The following is a 15,504-nucleotide window of genomic DNA, read 5'->3' on the forward strand; positions in this document are numbered from 1 at the left end:
TCCACAGAGCTGGATTGGGACGGTGCGACACCCGTTGGGGGTGGGGGAGAGCCTGCAAACGAGGACATGCAGGCAGCAGATGTCGCAAACCAAAGTCTTTAATCCAATTGGCGTGGAAGTCTTCTTTTCAGAAGCCAAACGAACCTGTGTAAATGCGACGAAATAGACGAAACCGGTGGGGGATCAGTGTCGTTTCTTACGTATTCGCAAAGGATCGCTTCTGTTAATTGTTTCCTTTCTCATTCTATTTCCATTGTTAATTTCCACAGTTTACTGGCCTGATGCCAATTGACAGGTGGTGTCCGGATTGCTTCCAGAGGGAGGGGCCGTTTCTAGCCGCATCGTCGGGGGTGATCAGATATGTTGTTGATCTAATGGTAGGTTGGCATATGGGTTTTCATGCGTCTAGGAAAAAGTTAACGCGCCCGGCGGCGTAAAAATGAGAATTTTATATTTCCTAACGGCGGTTCTGGCGTGTTAGGAGAATATTAACGACAATTTCGCGATCCGCTGTTGCAGGTTTCACGGCGGTTTAGTCGAAATAATGGGGTTGGCATATTTTCGATGTGAAACGCCAATTTAAAGCAAAACACCGCAGCCGGGATATAGGCTGCGGTGTTTTGCTTTTTTATGAAAGCGCGGATGATCTGCGCAGGCATCGCTGGCTGGCCGGTATGGCGGCGCATAGGCCGCGGTAGGCTGTGCCCTGCGGTGCCTGCGGGGTCAATCGTGGCGGCTGCGCGCCTCAAAGCGGGGCAGCATGGCGCTGAAATCCTTGCCTGCGCCGCCTTCTTCCTCAACAAACATGGAATAGAGCGCCTGTGCCAGCGCCCCCATCGGGGTATCGGCATCCGCACTATGGGCGGCTTGCTGTGCCAGGCGCAGATCCTTCAGCATCAGCTCTGCGGCAAAACCGGGCTGGTAGTCATTATCGGCAGGCGATTGCGGGCCAACCCCCGGCGCCGGGCAATAGGCGTTCATCGACCAGCTGTAGCCAGAGGAGGTGGAGACCACATCGAACATCTTCTGACGGTCGAGGCCCAGTTTGTCGGCAAGGGCAAAGGCCTCGCAGGTGCCGATCATGGTAATGCCGAGGATCATGTTGTTGCAGATCTTGGCGGCCTGACCGGCGCCGGCATCGCCACAATGCACAGCCTTCTGACCCATGATGTCAAACAGCGGCTTGGCGGCGTCGAACGCGGCCTGGCTGCCACCGGCCATAAAGGTCAGCGTGCCACCTGAGGCGCCACCAATACCGCCGGAGACCGGCGCGTCGACAAACATCAGGTTGGCGGACCCTGCCTGATCGGCCACGGCACGGGCGCTGTCGACATCGACGGTGGAACAATCCACCAGCGTGGTACCCTCTGCCATGGCAGGGATGACGTCATCTGCAACCGCGCGCAGGATCTGGCCATTCGGCAGCATGGTGATCACCACGTCGGCGCCGGTCGCGGCCTCAGCGGCGGAGGCCGCCATGGTGACACCCTCGATCGAGACATCCGCCATGTCAAAGCCGGTGACGGTGTGGCCTGCCTTGGCCAGATTGGCCGCCATCGGGCCGCCCATATTGCCAAGACCGATAAATCCGATGTTCATGTGTTCTCCTCCTCAAACTGCAGCGTCTGGGTCGCCAGCGGCATCAGCATCTGGCTGACAGCGGTAGCAGGCACATCACGATCTGCATATTGCCATTTGGGCTGGCGGTCCTTGTCAATGATCTGGGCGCGGATGCCTTCCAGAAAGTCGCCCTTCTCCATCGCACGATGGGTGAAGCGGTATTCCAGTTCAAGCGCCTTGCGAATGCCCATGGTGCCGAGGCGCAGTCGGTGCAGCAGCTCAACGGTGCAGGCCATCGACAGAGGGGCGTTGCGCCGCAGGGTTTTCAGTGTCTCATCGGCGAAGGCGCTGCCGTCCTGATCAAGTGTGGTCAAAATAGCGCCCAGTGTTTCGCCGGCAAAACTGTGGTCGATGGTGTCGCGCAGCGCCTCCAGACGGCCTTCGGGTGCGGTCTCTGCGGCGTCTGCAAGCTGATTGGCGCGGCCTGAGTGTTCCAGTTCGGCGATTAGCGTAGGCCAGCGGGTTTCGGGAATGTAATGGTCGGCAAAGCCTGCATAGATCGCATCCGCCGCCGTCATCCGCGCCCCTGTGAGGCCGAGGTATTCTCCCAGCCGCCCCGGCGCAAGGGCCAGCATCAGGGTGCCGCCAACATCAGGAATAAGGCCGATGCCGACCTCGGGCATGGCGATCTTCGTATTGTTGCCGACGATGCGATGAGTGCCGTGGCAGCCAAGACCGACGCCGCCACCCATGACGAACCCCTGCAGAAAACTGACCACCGGTTTGGGGTATTCAAAGATTCGGGCGTTCATACGGTATTCATCGCGCCAGAACCGGCGACCATAGTCGTAATCGCCACTGGTGCCAGTCTGGTAGAGTTCGGCAATGTCACCGCCCGCACAGAAGGCTTTCTCGCCCTCGGCGTCCATCACCACCAGATCAACGGCGTCGTCATCGGCCCAGGCTTTCAGCGCGGCGTCGACGGCCATGCACATGTCATAGCTCAGCGCATTCAGCGCCTTGCTGCGGGTGAGGGTAATCCGCCCGGCGCGGCCAGTGATGCGGATATCAATATCGCTCATGGCTGCCTCAGTGGTTTTCGGCCAGAAGATGGCGCGCGGTGATCACGCGCATGATCTCATTGGTGCCTTCCAGGATCTGGTGAACCCGCAGATCGCGCACCAGTTTTTCGATGCCATAGTCCGCGAGATAACCGTAGCCGCCATGCAGTTGCAGACATTGATCGACCACTTTGGAGCCAGCTTCGGTGACAAACTTCTTCGCCATAGCGCAGTGTTTGGAGGCATCCGGCGCGCCCTGATCCAACTTCCACGCGGCCTGACGCAGGAACACACGGGCCGCCTGAAGTTCGATTTCCATATCCGCAAGGCGGAATTGCAGGCCCTGGAACTGATCGATGGATTTGCCAAAGGCCTTGCGCTCGGACATATATTGCAGGGTCATTGTCAGCGCCTGCTGGGCCGCGCCGAGGGAGCAGGAGGCGATATTCAGACGCCCGCCATCCAGACCTTTCATCGCGTAGGTGAACCCTTTGCCTTCTTCTCCGACCAGATTGGCGGCGGGGATTTTGCAGTCGTCGAACTGAACCTGGGCTGTGGGCTGGCTCTTCCAACCCATTTTCTCCTCAAGCCCGCCAAAGCTGAGCCCTGCGGTGCCATCCTCGACATAGACGGTAGAGACACCTTTGGGGCCGTCCTCACCGCTGCGCACCATGCAGACATAGGCGTCGGAGTAGCCGCCACCGGAGATGAACGCCTTGGTGCCGTTGAGGGTATAGCCCTCGTTGGTTTTGGCAGCACGGGTTTTCAGCGCTGCGGCATCAGAGCCGGAACCGGGCTCGGTGAGACAGTAGCTGAGCACGGTCTTCATCGACAGGATATCAGGCATGATCCGCGCCTTCATCTCGTCACTGGCAAAGCTGTCGAGCATCTTGGCGCACATGTTGTGGATCGACAGGAAGGCCGCAACAGACGGGCAGGCCATCGACAGCGCCTCAAACACCAAGGTGGCATCCAGTCGCGACAGGCCCGCGCCGCCGGTTTCTTCGGAGACATAAAGCGCGCCAAAGCCCAGCTCGCCGATCTGCGGCCAGAGCGATTTCGGAATGGTGCCCTCGGCCTCCCACTGGCGGGCGAAGGGGGCGATATGCTCCTGTCCAAAGGCAAAAGCCATATCGAAAATGGCGGTCTGTTCCTCGGTCAATGCGAAATCCACAGCGTGTCCTCCCTCGTGTGAACGCAGCCCGGCCCGGATATGACCCGCCGGAGTCGTCATGAATTGAACGGTTGTTTATTTTTCTAGCGACCCAAGCGCGACAGGGCAAGCGGCAGCGGTGCAAAGCTGCTGTGCAGAAATGTCGGTTTGCCCTTGGTTCTGGCGGATAAGTAAGGGCATTGCTGCAAGAAGTGCGACAGGAAGTGAAGTGAACCGTTTCTTAGGCATTTTCTTTCAAACTGACCGAAATTTGTCAAAACCCGTGGCGCATTGCAGCCGCGGAGGATCAGCTAAGGGCAGACTTTCTATGAACAAGCCATTGCGCACCAAACATCTTTCGAAATCGGCGCGTCGCAAACTGGAAGCGGAGGCGCAATCGCCAGCTGTATTTCTCAAGGCAGAGGCTGGCCAGGCATTTATTGAGGGCGATTACCAGCGTGCGCGTGAGTTGACGATGCAGGCGCTGGTCTTCGAGCCAGAGAATGCCACGCTGCATGCAGAGATTGCGTCGAGCTTTATGCAGGAAAAGAAATACGAATTGGCGCTAAAGCACCTGATGGGAGCGCTCAAACTGGAGCCGACCAGCCCCAAATGGCTGAGCGCGATCGGGACCATTTTATTCCTGATGGACAAGCTTAGCGATGCAGTGGGTTTTTTCGAAGCCGTATATCAGCTGGACCCGGAAAATGCGATGAATGTATCACGGCTGGTACAGTCGCAAATGAATCTCTGCGACTGGGCGGTCTATCAGGACCAGAAAAACAAGTTGAGGATACTGGACAATGATCCGGCCAATGGTGACCCGTTCACCACGCTGCTTTATGTTGATGACGGTGCATTCCAGAAGAAACGCGTGGTTATGAAAACCAAGAAGAAGGCCACAATTTCTGAGCAGAAGGTCGCGCGCAAATTTGACCGTACCCCGGTTGCTGATCGAAAAATCAGAGTGGGGTATTTCTCATGTGATTTCTTCAATCACGCGACAATGTTCCTGATGGCGCGCCATTTTGAGCTGCATGACAGGGACAAATTCGAAATCTACATCTACGACTATAGCGAAGAACCGGACAATGTGATGCGCCAGCGTGTGCTGCGCTCAGCCGATTGTTATCGGCAGATCCAGGGTGTGAAAGACGAGGATGTGGCCGAACTGGCGCGGGCGGATGGTCTCGATGTTGCCATTGACCTGAAAGGCTACACCAAACATGCCCGACCTGCGATTTTCGGTTTTCGCGCAGCGCCAGTGCAGATCTCCTATCTGGGGTATCCAGGCACAACAGGCATGCCGACGATGGACTACTTCCTCGCGGATCCCGTTACCGTCCCAAAGGAGGGGCGACGTCATTTCTCAGAAAAGATTCTCTATATGCCGAACTGTTATCAGGTGAATGACAACAGCCGCGCGCATCCTGAGGAAAAGCCGACAAGGGCCGATATGGGGCTGCCCGAGAACGCGGTAGTGTTCTGTTCCTTCAACAACCACAACAAGGTTACCCCGGCAGAATTTGATATCTGGATGGACCTGCTGAAGGACGTGGATAACAGCGTTCTGTGGTTCCTGGCTGCCGCTGATGTCGTCCGTGCCAATATTCTGAAGGAAGCAGAGGCGCGCGGGGTTCCTGCGGATCGGATTGTCTTTGCCGGGCGCTGCAGCACTCCGGATCACGTTGCGCGCCTGCCTCTGGCGGATATCTTCCTCGATACGTTTGCCTGTAATGCCCACACCACGGCGAGCGAGATGTTGTGGTCCGGCGTGCCCGTGGTCACCAAACCGGGAGAGCAATTTGCGGCCCGGGTCGCGGCGAGTATCGTGACGGCTGTCGGCTGCCCGGAGCTGATTGCCGAGACGGATGAGGAGTATCGTGCGCTGGCGCTGCGGCTGGCCACCCAGCCGGAAGAGCGGCAGGCGCTGCGTGAAAAACTGAAAGCGAATATCCCGTCCACGCCGCTGTATGATACTGAGCAATATGTTCGCGATTTCGAGGCGCTGATGGAGAAGGCGATCCAGCGGTATGATGACGGTCTGAAACCGGATCATCTGAGCCTCGCGGAGGGCAAGGTCTAGGCCCTACATATCCGTGTGCTGCATGGCCAGCCACGCGCCGTCTCGGATTGGCCCGCGTGCTATGGAGTGATCTGACTGGCTATATAAAAGCGCGCCCCGCAATGCCGGTGCGCGCTTTGCCGGTTTGCAGCCTGTTGGGGGCCACGGTCTGAGGCGGGGCCTCAGCCGTCACCTTGTCAGGTAGAGCCGCGTTGGTGGCATTCCTCGTTATGCGCTGGCGAAATGGCCGCGGGTCCAGCTGCTGGGTGCGTCTGCGCTTAGAGCAGGCGGACCTGGGTGCCGACCTCCACCATCTCATAGAGCGCTTCGACGTGCTGATTATAGAGGCCGATACAGCCGGAGCTGCTTTGGCGACCGATCTTGCGGGTATCATGGGTGCCATGAACCAGATAGGCGGGCCAGCTGAGGTACATGGCGCGGGTACCCAGCGGATTGCCAGCGCCGCCCTCCATGCGCAAGGGCAGCGAAGGGTCGCGTTCGCGCATTGAGGCTGTCGGGGTCCAGCTTGGATTCTTGGCCTTGCGCACCACTTTGGTGTAACCGCGCTTGGTCAGTTCCTCTGTCATCGGCACAGAAGAGGGGAACAGCCGGTAGGTGACCCCATCGCCGCCCCAGTAATGCAGCGCGCGCGAAGAGATATCGGCCAGCATACATCCCACGCCAAGCTCATCGAAATGATCCTGCCAGGCTTGTTGCTGGAAAGAGGAGATATTGCGTTTGACCGGGATTTCGGTCTCGATCTTTGGCTCTTCCACCGGGAAGGCATCGCTTGACTGCGCGCGCAGCAGGGTCGGTGTGGCCAATGTGGCGCCAAGCCCGGACAGGGCGGCGCGGCGGGTCATGTAAATTTTGGTCATGGTATCCTTCGGCGGTCTGCTCGGGCATGCGTCGTTAAACTAAGCATGGCGCCGCAATTTCCTAGGGGGGCAGGTTGCGAAAATTGCTGGTCTCACAGGGTTGTGTAGCCCGATGAGGCTTGGGTCAGCGAAAATTTGCCACAGCTTGGTATGCGCTGTTGGAGATGCGCACCGGGACAGCTCCACTGGAGTATCCGGACGGGGACAGCCGCGCAGGGGCCGGTCAGCCGTAGAGCTGACGGACCTGAGCGAAGGACAACAGGCGTTTGCTGTTCTCGTCCCACAGATGCAGCCTGGCGTTGGCGAGGCTCTCGCGGATGGTCATCCGGTTACCCTCGGCCAGTTCGGCATGGTCGCGCAGCACCTGCGGCAGACGGTAGAACGGGATGCGGCTGTAGAGGTGATGCACATGGTGGATGCCGATATTGGCGCTGATCCATTGCAGCACCGGCGGCAGCACGTAATGTGAGCTGCCGTGCAGGGCGGCATCATGCAATTGCCAGTCGTCTTCCTGTTCCCACTGGGTGGTTTCGAACTGGTGCTGGACGTAGAACAACCACAGCCCGGCGGTAGCGGCAAGCAGGGTTGCAGGGACAAAGATCAGCAAAAGCGGCATCAGACCGCCAAAATACCAGATCGCAGCGAGCGCAATCACGATGGTGAGGTTGGTGCCCATCGCGCTGATCCAGTAGCGGGCCTGTCCCATCAGACCGTAGGGAATACGGTTCTGCAGGAAGAACAGATAGCCCGGGCCAATCGCAAACAGGGTGATCGGATGGCGGTAGAGGCGATACATCAGACGGCCCCAGCGGCTTTCGGCGCGGTATTCGGCGACGGTCATGGTGTGGATATCGCCCATGCCACGTTTGCCGAGGTTGCCATGGGTGCTGTGATGGATCGAATGGGTGCGGCGCCAGACGTCATAAGGCGTGAGGGTCAGCACACCAATGATGCGTCCGACCCAGTCGCTGAGCCGACGGTTGCTGAAAAACGAACCATGGCCGCAATCGTGCTGAATGGTGAAGAGCCGCAGAAGGAAGGCCGCGATCAGAACTGAGAGGCCCAGTGTCAGCCAGTAGCTGACCGAGAGTGACCACCAGGCCAAGGCCCAGAGCAGCACAAAAGGCACAACGGTGACGGTCAGTTCAAACAGGCTTCGCAGCATATTGGGCTCGCGGTATTGCGCGAGGATCTTGACCCAATCACGTGCCGTTTTCTCAGCCGTCTGCGGCCCGTTCTGCTTTTGGGACATACTTATCTGCCTGTCGTTTCACTACCTCTGGCAGACCGGATAGACTACCGGTGATATTGAGCAAGTAAAATCCGGGCCAAATGCGATGAAATCACGCGCAAGTGCGCAGAAATACGGGGAGTGCGGCGCGGCAACATCAATTGCGGACCATACAATGAGAAAAGGCCCCGGCAGCGCCGGAGCCTTGAATTGCCAGCGGATTGACCTGAAAATCAGTCCATCGCCTTGAAGTTGAACTCGCCACCTTCCTTGATGCCCGAGGGCCAGCGGGAGGTCACGGTCTTGGTCCGGGTGTAAAATTTGAAGCTGTCCGGGCCGTGCTGATTGAGGTCGCCGAACATGGATTTCTTCCAGCCGCCGAAGGTGTGATAGGCCAGTGGCACAGGGATTGGCACGTTGATGCCGACCATGCCGATGTTGACACGGGACGCGAAGTCACGCGCGGTGTCGCCATCACGGGTAAAGATCGCGGTGCCGTTGCCGTACTCGTGATCCATCGCTAGTTTCAGCGCGTCTTCATAGCTGTTCGCACGCACGGTAGACAGCACCGGGCCAAAGATCTCCTGCTTGTAGATGTCCATGTCGGGGGTGACATGGTCGAACAGGTGGGCGCCGACGAAGAAGCCGTCCTCATACCCCTGCAGTTTGAAGTCGCGGTTATCGACCACCAGCTTGGCACCCTGATCGACACCGGACTGGATCAGGCCCAGGATCCGTTCTTTGGACGCAGCGGTCACAACCGGGCCGAGGTCGACGTCGTCGCCAGCCGTGTAGGGGCCGACTTTCAGCTTTTCGATGCGCGGGATCAGCTTTTCGATCAGCTTGTCGGCGGTTTCTTCACCGACGGGGACGGCAACGGAGATTGCCATGCAGCGTTCGCCAGCCGCGCCGAAACCGGCGCCAACCAGCGCATCTGCGGCCTGGTCCAGATCGGCGTCTGGCATCACGATCATGTGGTTCTTGGCACCGCCAAAACACTGCGCGCGCTTGCCGTTGGCGGTGGCGCGGGAATAGATATACTGCGCAATCGGGGTGGAGCCGACGAAGGACACGCCCTGAATGATTTCGCTGTCCAGAATGGTGTCCACGGCTTCCTTGTCGCCGTTCACAACCTGGAACACACCTTCGGGCAGACCTGCCTCAACAAACAGCTCCGCCAGCATCAGCGGCACGGAGGGATCGCGTTCGGAAGGTTTCAGCACCACCGCGTTGCCGCAGGCCAGCGCCGGGCCAACGTGCCACAGCGGCATCATGGCAGGGAAGTTGAACGGCATGATGGAGCCGACAACACCCAGCGGCTGGCGCATGGAATACATGTCGATGCCGGGGCCTGCGCTGTCGGTGAATTCACCCTTCAGCATCTGCGGTGCGCCAACGCAATATTCGATGACTTCCAGACCGCGCTGCAAATCGCCTTTGGCGTCGGGAATGGTTTTACCGTGCTCGCGGCTCAGAGCCTCGGCCAGCTTGTCCATGTCGCGGTTCATCAGCGCGACCATTTTCATCATCACGCGGGCGCGTTTTTGCGGGTTGGTGGCGCCCCAGGCCGGCTGCGCGGCAGCAGCCTTTTCAATGATATCGGTGGTTTCTGCAGCGCTGGCCATCGGGCACTGGTACTGCACGCCGCCGGTGGCGGGGTTGAAAACATCGTCAAACCGGCCCGAGGTGCCGGAGACAAGTTTGCCGTTGATAAAGTGGCCGAGCTCTTTCATCGGATCCTCCTCTGTTCATGTTGTCGCCATCCTAGGCTTGCAAAAAACACTGGAAAAGAGGAAAGATCTCAAAGAGGCTTTGCAGGAACGCAAAGGTTAACAGAATGTTGACGGCAGGAGGAGGGAAAGCTCATGGATCCACAATGGGATGACATGCGGGTGTTCCTGGCAGTGGCGCGTGAGAGCAGCCTGTCAGGGGCCGGGCGGATCCTGAAAATGGACCCGGCAACGGTTGGGCGGCGGATTTCCCGCTTTGAAGAGGCGCTGGATACGCCGCTGTTTGTAAAATCGCCGCAGGGCTATGCACTGAGTGCCGCCGGGGACCGTCTGTTGGGTCATGCGGAGGCGGCAGAACAGGCGATGCGCGCGGGGCAGGAGGCGCTGGTGGGGCCGAGCGATACGCTGTCCGGGCAGATCCGTATCGGCGCACCGGATGGCAGCGCAAATTATCTGCTGCCGCAGGTCTGTGCCAAGATTGGCGCCGAGAACCCGGATCTGGATATCCAGATCGTCGCCTTGCCGCGGGTGATCAACCTGAGCCGTCGCGAGGCCGATATGGCCGTAACTGTCAGCGCGCCCACCGCGGGCCAGCTGCTGGTGCAGAAGATCACCGACTACAAACTGCATCTTGTGGGATCGCGTCACTATCTGCGCGAGCATCCGCCGATCGAAAAGCTGGACGATCTGAAGCATCACAAGATGATCGGCTATATTCCCGATATGATTTTTGACCGCGAACTGGATTACCTTGCCAATCTTGGCGTCGAGCGGGTGGCGCTGGCCTCCAATTCAGTCTCGGTGCAGATCAAACTGGCGGCGGAGGGGACAGCGCTGTGCGTGGCGCATGATTTCACGCTGCCGTCGCACCGCTCCCTGCGCAAAGTGCTGACCGACAAGATCAGCCTGACGCGTAGTTTCTACCTTGTGCGCCACCAGGGGGATCAGCGCAGCGACCGGCTCAATCGGTTTGCGCAGGCGTTGTCGAAAGGCATACGCGACGAAGTGGTCCGGCTGGAAGGCTTGACTTGATGCCGCGATAGGGCAACCCTTGGTGGTACGCAAGAAAATTACAAAAAGGAGCGCCTATGCTGGTTCAATTGATTCTGAAGTCTAAGGCAAGCTCTGGGGTGGTGACCATTGCTCCTGAGGCAACGATATCTGAGGCTGCCAAACTGCTGGGCGATCACAAGATCGGGACCGTAGTGGTCTCCAGCGATGGCGAGACCGCCGAAGGGATCCTGTCCGAGCGCGATATCGTGCGTGAACTGGCCCGCAGTGGCTCCGGCTGTCTCAGCAAGGCCACCAGTGAGTATATGACCCGCAAGCTGGTCACCTGTACCAGCCAGTCCAATGTCGAGGATGTGTTGAAACAGATGACCGAGGGACGGTTTCGCCACATGCCGGTGGTGGAAGATGGCAAGCTGATCGGTCTGGTGTCGCTGGGCGATGTTGTGAAGGCACAGCTGGCCGAGGTTGCGATGGAGAAAGATGCCCTTGAGGGCATGATCATGGGTCACTGACCCTGCGCTTCGACACTGGCCGTGGCCGCTGTCGAAGCCCTGACGTCACGGCGCAGGAGCGGCTCGGTATTTCCACGCTCTTGCGCCCCGATGACAAAAATGTTTGCTTGCGCGCATCCAACCAGCAGGCAGGAGAGGCCCCATGCGTATTGGCTTGTATCCCGGCACATTCGATCCCATCACATTGGGGCATATAGATATTATCCGCCGAGCCAGCGCGCTGGTGGACAAGCTGGTGATCGGCGTTGCGATCAACCGTGACAAGGGGCCGTTGTTCTCATTAGAAGAACGCGTCGCCATGATCGAGGCCGAATGTGCCAAGCTGAGCGAACAGACCGGCACCGAAATTGTGGCCCATCCGTTTGAGAATCTGCTGATTGACTGCGCCCGCGACGTTGGTGCGCAGATCATCGTGCGGGGGCTGCGGGCGGTGGCCGACTTTGAGTATGAATTCCAGATGGTCGGCATGAACCGTGCCCTCGACAGTTCGGTCGAGACGGTGTTTTTGATGGCCGAGGCACGGCATCAGGCGATTGCGTCAAAACTGGTCAAGGAAATCGCGCGGTTGGACGGGGATGTGTCGAAGTTCGTCACACCGCTGGTTGCCTCAGAGCTACGCCGCCAACTGGCGAAATAAGCGGCTGCCCACAGCGCAATGCACAAAAGGGAAGTCCATATATGAAAGCGGTCCCAAGTGGCCGCTTTCTCTTTGGGGCGATATAGCAGATGTCAGCGCCGATCCTGCAACGCCGAGGTTCTGCCGCTGCTTTAAAGTTATAGCGCAGCGACCGGTATCAGCGCCAGAATGCGATCCAGTCGAGCAATTCAAACAGGCGCTTGCCCAGAAACACCATATGCACCTGGCCGTAGATCCAGATATCTATGGCGACTGCTGTGATGATCAGCAGCGCTAATATGATCGCAATTCGATTGGTCATAGGCCCGGCCCAAAAAATACGCCCGGTCAGATATGCCTGACCGGGCGGTGTGTTACAAGCGATGCCGGTGGTACTGGGGGCTGTCTGAATTATCCCAACCGGCCCATGGCGACGGCGACGTCCGCCATCCGCACGGAGAAGGCCCATTCATTGTCATACCAGGCCAGAACACGGACCAGGCTGTTTGCCACTACGCGGGTCTGATCCGGGGCAAAGATCGAGCTGTGTTCTGTGTGGTTAAAATCAATCGACACCAGCGGCGCAGGTTCATAGCCGATGACGCGAGACATATGGCCCTTGGCGGCTTCGCTCATGATGGCATTGATTTCGGTAACGCTGGTCTGTTTGCTCGCGTGGAAGGTCAGATCCACGGCGGAGACATTCGGCGTTGGGACGCGGATGGCCGAACCATCAAGACGGCCCTTCAGATTTGGCAACACCTCACCCAGTGCCTTGGCCGCACCGGTGGTGGTTGGGATCATCGCCATGGCAGCAGCGCGGGCACGGTAGAGATCGTCGTGGCGGCGGTCCAGCGTCGGCTGATCACCAGTATAGGCGTGGATCGTGGTCATGATCCCGCTTTCGATGCCGACGGTTTCATCCAGCACCTTGGCGAGTGGGGCGAGACAGTTGGTGGTGCAGGAGCCGTTGGAGACCATGCGGTCGCCCGCCCGCAGCTTGTCGTCATTGACGCCAAAGACGATGGTCTTGTCGACATTGGTGCCGGGGGCGGACAGCAGAACCTTCTTGGCACCGCGCGCCAGATGGGCCTTGGCCTTTTCGCCGTCGTTGAATTTGCCGGTGCATTCCAGCACCACGTCACAACCCGACCAGTCCAGATCGTCCATGTTGTAGGTGGAGAACATCTGCATATCACCACGGCCGAGGTTCATGGTGTTTTCACCCAAGGTGACCTCGCCGGGGAAACGGCCATGCACGGAGTCGTATTTCAGCAGATGCGCTGCGGTCTCCAGCGGGCCGGTGGCATTGACCTTGACCACTTCGATATCGTCCCGGCCAGAGGCTGCGATATGTGCCAGGGTGCAGCGGCCGATGCGGCCAAACCCGTTGATCCCGACTTTGATGGTCATATGCGTATCTCCAAGCGAGCAAGAATTGCCCTCGCTATAGCGACCATTCCCTCGGGTCAAAAGCTTAAAAACGGCATTATTCCAGACTGTTAGCGCAAAACTTGACTGGTTGCGGTAACGGAATTGACTGATTGCGATAACGTTTCTGCCGGCGTGCAGCAGCATAAGGTGACGGTGTTTGACGCAGGGCGGGAACAAACGGGCCGCTCAACGGCTTGTACCTGATAGACGATAGGATAGGGTGGGCCAAAATGCGCGCGAATGGAAAAGGGGACCGGGTATGAGCGGATTGTTGGCTTTGCTCGATGATGTGGCAGCGATTGCAAAGGTGGCGGCGACCTCGGTCGATGATGTGGCCGCAGCAGCGAGCAAGGCGGGGGCCAAGACGGCGGGCGTGATCATCGACGATGCGGCGGTGACACCCAAGTATCTGCAAGGCTTTGCCCCTGCGCGCGAACTGCCGATCATCTGGCGCATCACCCGCGGGTCGTTGTTCAACAAACTGATCTTGCTGCTGCCGGTCGCCATGCTGCTGGCCAATTTCGCGCCCTGGCTGATTACGCCGCTGCTGATGCTGGGCGGATCCTATTTGTGTTTTGAGGGCGCCGAGAAGATCTTTCACGTGCTGTTCCCCCATGCCAGCCACGAGATCGAACAGGATATGTCGGTGAAGGATCCCGGCCATCTGGAGGAACAAAAGATCAAAGGCGCGATCAAGACCGATTTCATCCTGTCGGCTGAGATCATGACCATCGCGCTGGCCGCCATTGAGGCCCCAAATGTCTGGATGCAGGCGGCAACGCTGGCGGTGGTCGCCATCGGGGTGACGCTGGCGGTTTACGGATCGGTGGCGGTGATTGTGAAGATGGATGACGTGGGGCTGTATCTGGCGGGCAATGCACCAACGCCTATCGGGCGCGGTCTGGGCCGTGGGCTGGTGAAATTCATGCCGGTGCTGATGTGGATCCTGTCGGTGGTCGGCACCGCTGCGATGCTGTGGGTCGGCGGCTCCATCATCATCCACGGGCTTGAGGTGCTGGGCTTTGGCTGGCTGGGCCATCACATCCACGACTGGGCCTATGCCGTCGGCCACGCGGTGCCGGTGGCCTGGACCGGTTTCGCCGAGTGGAGTGCCAAGGCCACAATGGATGGCGTGTTTGGGCTGGCCTGGGGGCTGGTCCTGATTCCGCTGGCGACGAAGGTTGTGGGGCCGGTGCTTGCGACTGTGTCGGGGAAGTCAGCGGGGCATTGATCACCTATTGGTGAGTAGAACGATGTCGGCTTCGAGCCCAAATCGGACCTCTCCCAACCGTGCTGCGCGAGCTCGCAGCGTGCTACACCGCCGCACTACCCAAAAAGATTGTGCTGTAAACTTGGAGGTAAAGCGGTCGTTCAAGAAAAATGCCGCGATGTGGTTGCAGATCAGGCCGTGGAAGCCGGGCGGCACAGGCGCATTTCTTATCAGTTGTCATTGTTTCTTTTGGCTCCAAGTCGCGACAAGAGGCAAGAAGCCTGTCGTTTAGATGCATGGGGTTGGCTGTTTGCCTATGCAGCCGACCGGGCCGCCTGAGTGTCTTGAAAATCTGCGAAATGACCTGACTGCTCTCGAAATGGTTTTCCAACCAGCCCCGGAGCAAGGCCCCGGAGCCTTTGTGCTGTCAGATCGCCGGATTACTTGGCTGCTTTGAGTTCAGTGTCGATGTTGATGGTCAACTGTCCCACCGGGATGCTGCTGCCGACACCGAAGTCTGCCGGGTCAATCTGCCCCTTGGCGGAGAAGGCCACCCAGTCGCCCTTGTAATAATCGAAGAACTGGCCGACCGGATGCGCGCCAAGATGGGTCAGGCGCGCGTCCAGCACCAACGGTTTGGTGACACCGTGCAGCGTCAGGTCGCCGGTGATCTCTGCAGTGTCCTCACCGGTGAGCTTCAAGGCGGTGCTGACAAATGTGATTTCCGGGTAGGTGACGGCGTCCAGGAAATCCGCGCTTTTGGCATGCTGATCAAGCGCATCGACACCGGAGAAGAAGCTGTCCGCCGCGATTGTGGCAGTCACGCTAGCGGTTTCTGGGCTTTCGGCGTCCAGTTCCAGAGTGCCGCTGGCGGTGGTGAATTCGCCGTGCTGCATGGAGACGCCAGCGTGGTTCCAGCCGACGCGGACCTCAGTGTGGCCGGGGTCGGTGATGTAGGTTTCCGCGGCTGCGGCGCCAGCAGTTGCAGCGAGAATGGCCAGGGTCCAGAGAAAGCGGGTTTCGGTCATGGTATATCCTTTCTG

At 58.8% G+C, this 15,504-nt stretch carries 14 protein-coding genes; 5 read left to right on the forward strand and 9 right to left on the reverse strand.

The genetic code is table 11. The annotated features are described in order from the left end of the window. Positions 1-723 precede the first annotated feature (723 nt). From mmsB to INHI_RS0107085, 3 genes are read right to left on the reverse strand one after another with little or no spacing between them, the layout of a single operon-like run. Positions 724-1,599 (reverse strand): 3-hydroxyisobutyrate dehydrogenase, encoded by an 876-nt coding sequence (mmsB, locus tag INHI_RS0107075; protein WP_027247207.1) that lies wholly within the window; start codon positions 1,597-1,599, stop codon positions 724-726. Further along, positions 1,596-2,642 carry an enoyl-CoA hydratase/isomerase family protein gene (locus INHI_RS0107080; protein WP_027247208.1) on the reverse strand — a complete coding sequence of 349 codons (1,047 nt, stop codon included), beginning with the start codon at positions 2,640-2,642 and terminating at the stop codon, positions 1,596-1,598. Before INHI_RS0107080 ends, mmsB begins: the two co-directional genes overlap by 4 nt. A 7-nt stretch (positions 2,643-2,649) precedes the next feature. Beyond that, on the reverse strand, positions 2,650-3,795 hold the full coding sequence (locus INHI_RS0107085) for an acyl-CoA dehydrogenase family protein (RefSeq protein ID WP_014880128.1): 1,146 nt from the start codon (positions 3,793-3,795) through the stop codon (positions 2,650-2,652). Between the two features lie 307 nt (positions 3,796-4,102). Between INHI_RS0107085 and INHI_RS0107090 the strand changes: the two genes are divergently transcribed. Continuing rightward, a complete protein-coding gene (locus INHI_RS0107090; RefSeq protein WP_027247209.1) occupies positions 4,103-5,860 on the forward strand; it encodes an O-linked N-acetylglucosamine transferase, SPINDLY family protein in 1,758 nt (585 codons plus the stop codon). A gap of 257 nt (positions 5,861-6,117) precedes the next feature. Here the strand turns inward: INHI_RS0107090 and INHI_RS0107095 are convergent, their stop codons facing one another. The 3 genes from INHI_RS0107095 to INHI_RS0107105 form a co-directional block, all read right to left on the reverse strand. Next, a complete protein-coding gene (locus INHI_RS0107095; RefSeq protein ID WP_014874829.1) occupies positions 6,118-6,717 on the reverse strand; it encodes a L,D-transpeptidase in 600 nt (199 codons plus the stop codon). A 223-nt stretch (positions 6,718-6,940) separates the two neighbouring features. Then, positions 6,941-7,969: a fatty acid desaturase gene (locus tag INHI_RS0107100; protein WP_014874828.1), complete on the reverse strand. Its 1,029-nt coding sequence runs from the start codon at positions 7,967-7,969 to the stop codon at positions 6,941-6,943. Positions 7,970-8,181: 212 nt separating this feature from the next. Continuing rightward, complete coding sequence (locus INHI_RS0107105; RefSeq protein WP_027247210.1) at positions 8,182-9,681, reverse strand: CoA-acylating methylmalonate-semialdehyde dehydrogenase; 1,500 nt, start codon at positions 9,679-9,681, stop codon at positions 8,182-8,184. A gap of 132 nt (positions 9,682-9,813) precedes the next feature. Here INHI_RS0107105 and INHI_RS0107110 point away from each other — a divergent pair, with 132 nt between their 5' ends. The 3 genes from INHI_RS0107110 (at position 9,814) to coaD (ending at position 11,838) form a co-directional block, all read left to right on the forward strand. Next, positions 9,814-10,710 (forward strand): LysR family transcriptional regulator, encoded by an 897-nt coding sequence (locus tag INHI_RS0107110; RefSeq protein ID WP_014880124.1) that lies wholly within the window; start codon positions 9,814-9,816, stop codon positions 10,708-10,710. Positions 10,711-10,766: 56 nt separating this feature from the next. Then, positions 10,767-11,201 (forward strand): CBS domain-containing protein, encoded by a 435-nt coding sequence (locus tag INHI_RS0107115; protein WP_014874825.1) that lies wholly within the window; start codon positions 10,767-10,769, stop codon positions 11,199-11,201. Positions 11,202-11,343: 142 nt separating this feature from the next. Beyond that, entirely contained in the window at positions 11,344-11,838 is a 495-nt protein-coding gene (gene coaD / locus INHI_RS0107120; protein ID WP_027247211.1) for a pantetheine-phosphate adenylyltransferase, read from the forward strand. 157 nt (positions 11,839-11,995) lie between these two features. On the opposite strand, the gene INHI_RS21190 is transcribed toward coaD, so the two are convergent. After that, positions 11,996-12,139, reverse strand: coding sequence for a hypothetical protein (locus INHI_RS21190; RefSeq protein WP_027247212.1), 144 nt, complete (start codon positions 12,137-12,139; stop codon positions 11,996-11,998). 89 nt (positions 12,140-12,228) lie between these two features. Then, complete coding sequence (gene gap, locus INHI_RS0107130) at positions 12,229-13,230, reverse strand: type I glyceraldehyde-3-phosphate dehydrogenase (RefSeq protein WP_027247213.1); 1,002 nt, start codon at positions 13,228-13,230, stop codon at positions 12,229-12,231. Between the two features lie 280 nt (positions 13,231-13,510). Here gap and INHI_RS0107135 point away from each other — a divergent pair, with 280 nt between their 5' ends. Further along, entirely contained in the window at positions 13,511-14,482 is a 972-nt protein-coding gene (locus INHI_RS0107135) for a DUF808 domain-containing protein (protein ID WP_027247214.1), read from the forward strand. Between the two features lie 419 nt (positions 14,483-14,901). Here the strand turns inward: INHI_RS0107135 and INHI_RS0107140 are convergent, their stop codons facing one another. Beyond that, on the reverse strand, positions 14,902-15,489 hold the full coding sequence (locus tag INHI_RS0107140; protein ID WP_027247215.1) for a YceI family protein: 588 nt from the start codon (positions 15,487-15,489) through the stop codon (positions 14,902-14,904). Positions 15,490-15,504 lie beyond the last annotated feature (15 nt).

The sequence above is a fragment of the Phaeobacter inhibens DSM 16374 genome (genome assembly GCF_000473105.1).
GTDB classification, from domain to species: Bacteria; Pseudomonadota; Alphaproteobacteria; order Rhodobacterales; family Rhodobacteraceae; genus Phaeobacter; species Phaeobacter inhibens.

Excerpts from the sequence above, each read along its gene's own strand:
- INHI_RS0107115 (WP_014874825.1), top strand. The coding sequence starts at position 10,767 with ATGCTGGTTCAATTGATTCTGAAGTCTAAGGCAAGCTCTGGGGTGGTG.
- INHI_RS0107105 (WP_027247210.1), bottom strand. The coding sequence starts at position 9,681 with ATGAAAGAGCTCGGCCACTTTATCAACGGCAAACTTGTCTCCGGCACC.
- INHI_RS0107100 (WP_014874828.1), bottom strand. The coding sequence starts at position 7,969 with ATGTCCCAAAAGCAGAACGGGCCGCAGACGGCTGAGAAAACGGCACGT.
- mmsB (WP_027247207.1), bottom strand. The coding sequence starts at position 1,599 with ATGAACATCGGATTTATCGGTCTTGGCAATATGGGCGGCCCGATGGCG.
- INHI_RS0107135 (WP_027247214.1), top strand. The coding sequence starts at position 13,511 with ATGAGCGGATTGTTGGCTTTGCTCGATGATGTGGCAGCGATTGCAAAG.
- INHI_RS0107110 (WP_014880124.1), top strand. The coding sequence starts at position 9,814 with ATGGATCCACAATGGGATGACATGCGGGTGTTCCTGGCAGTGGCGCGT.
- INHI_RS0107140 (WP_027247215.1), bottom strand. The coding sequence starts at position 15,489 with ATGACCGAAACCCGCTTTCTCTGGACCCTGGCCATTCTCGCTGCAACT.
- coaD (WP_027247211.1), top strand. The coding sequence starts at position 11,344 with ATGCGTATTGGCTTGTATCCCGGCACATTCGATCCCATCACATTGGGG.
- gap (WP_027247213.1), bottom strand. The coding sequence starts at position 13,230 with ATGACCATCAAAGTCGGGATCAACGGGTTTGGCCGCATCGGCCGCTGC.
- INHI_RS0107080 (WP_027247208.1), bottom strand. The coding sequence starts at position 2,642 with ATGAGCGATATTGATATCCGCATCACTGGCCGCGCCGGGCGGATTACC.
- INHI_RS21190 (WP_027247212.1), bottom strand. The coding sequence starts at position 12,139 with ATGACCAATCGAATTGCGATCATATTAGCGCTGCTGATCATCACAGCA.
- INHI_RS0107095 (WP_014874829.1), bottom strand. The coding sequence starts at position 6,717 with ATGACCAAAATTTACATGACCCGCCGCGCCGCCCTGTCCGGGCTTGGC.
- INHI_RS0107090 (WP_027247209.1), top strand. The coding sequence starts at position 4,103 with ATGAACAAGCCATTGCGCACCAAACATCTTTCGAAATCGGCGCGTCGC.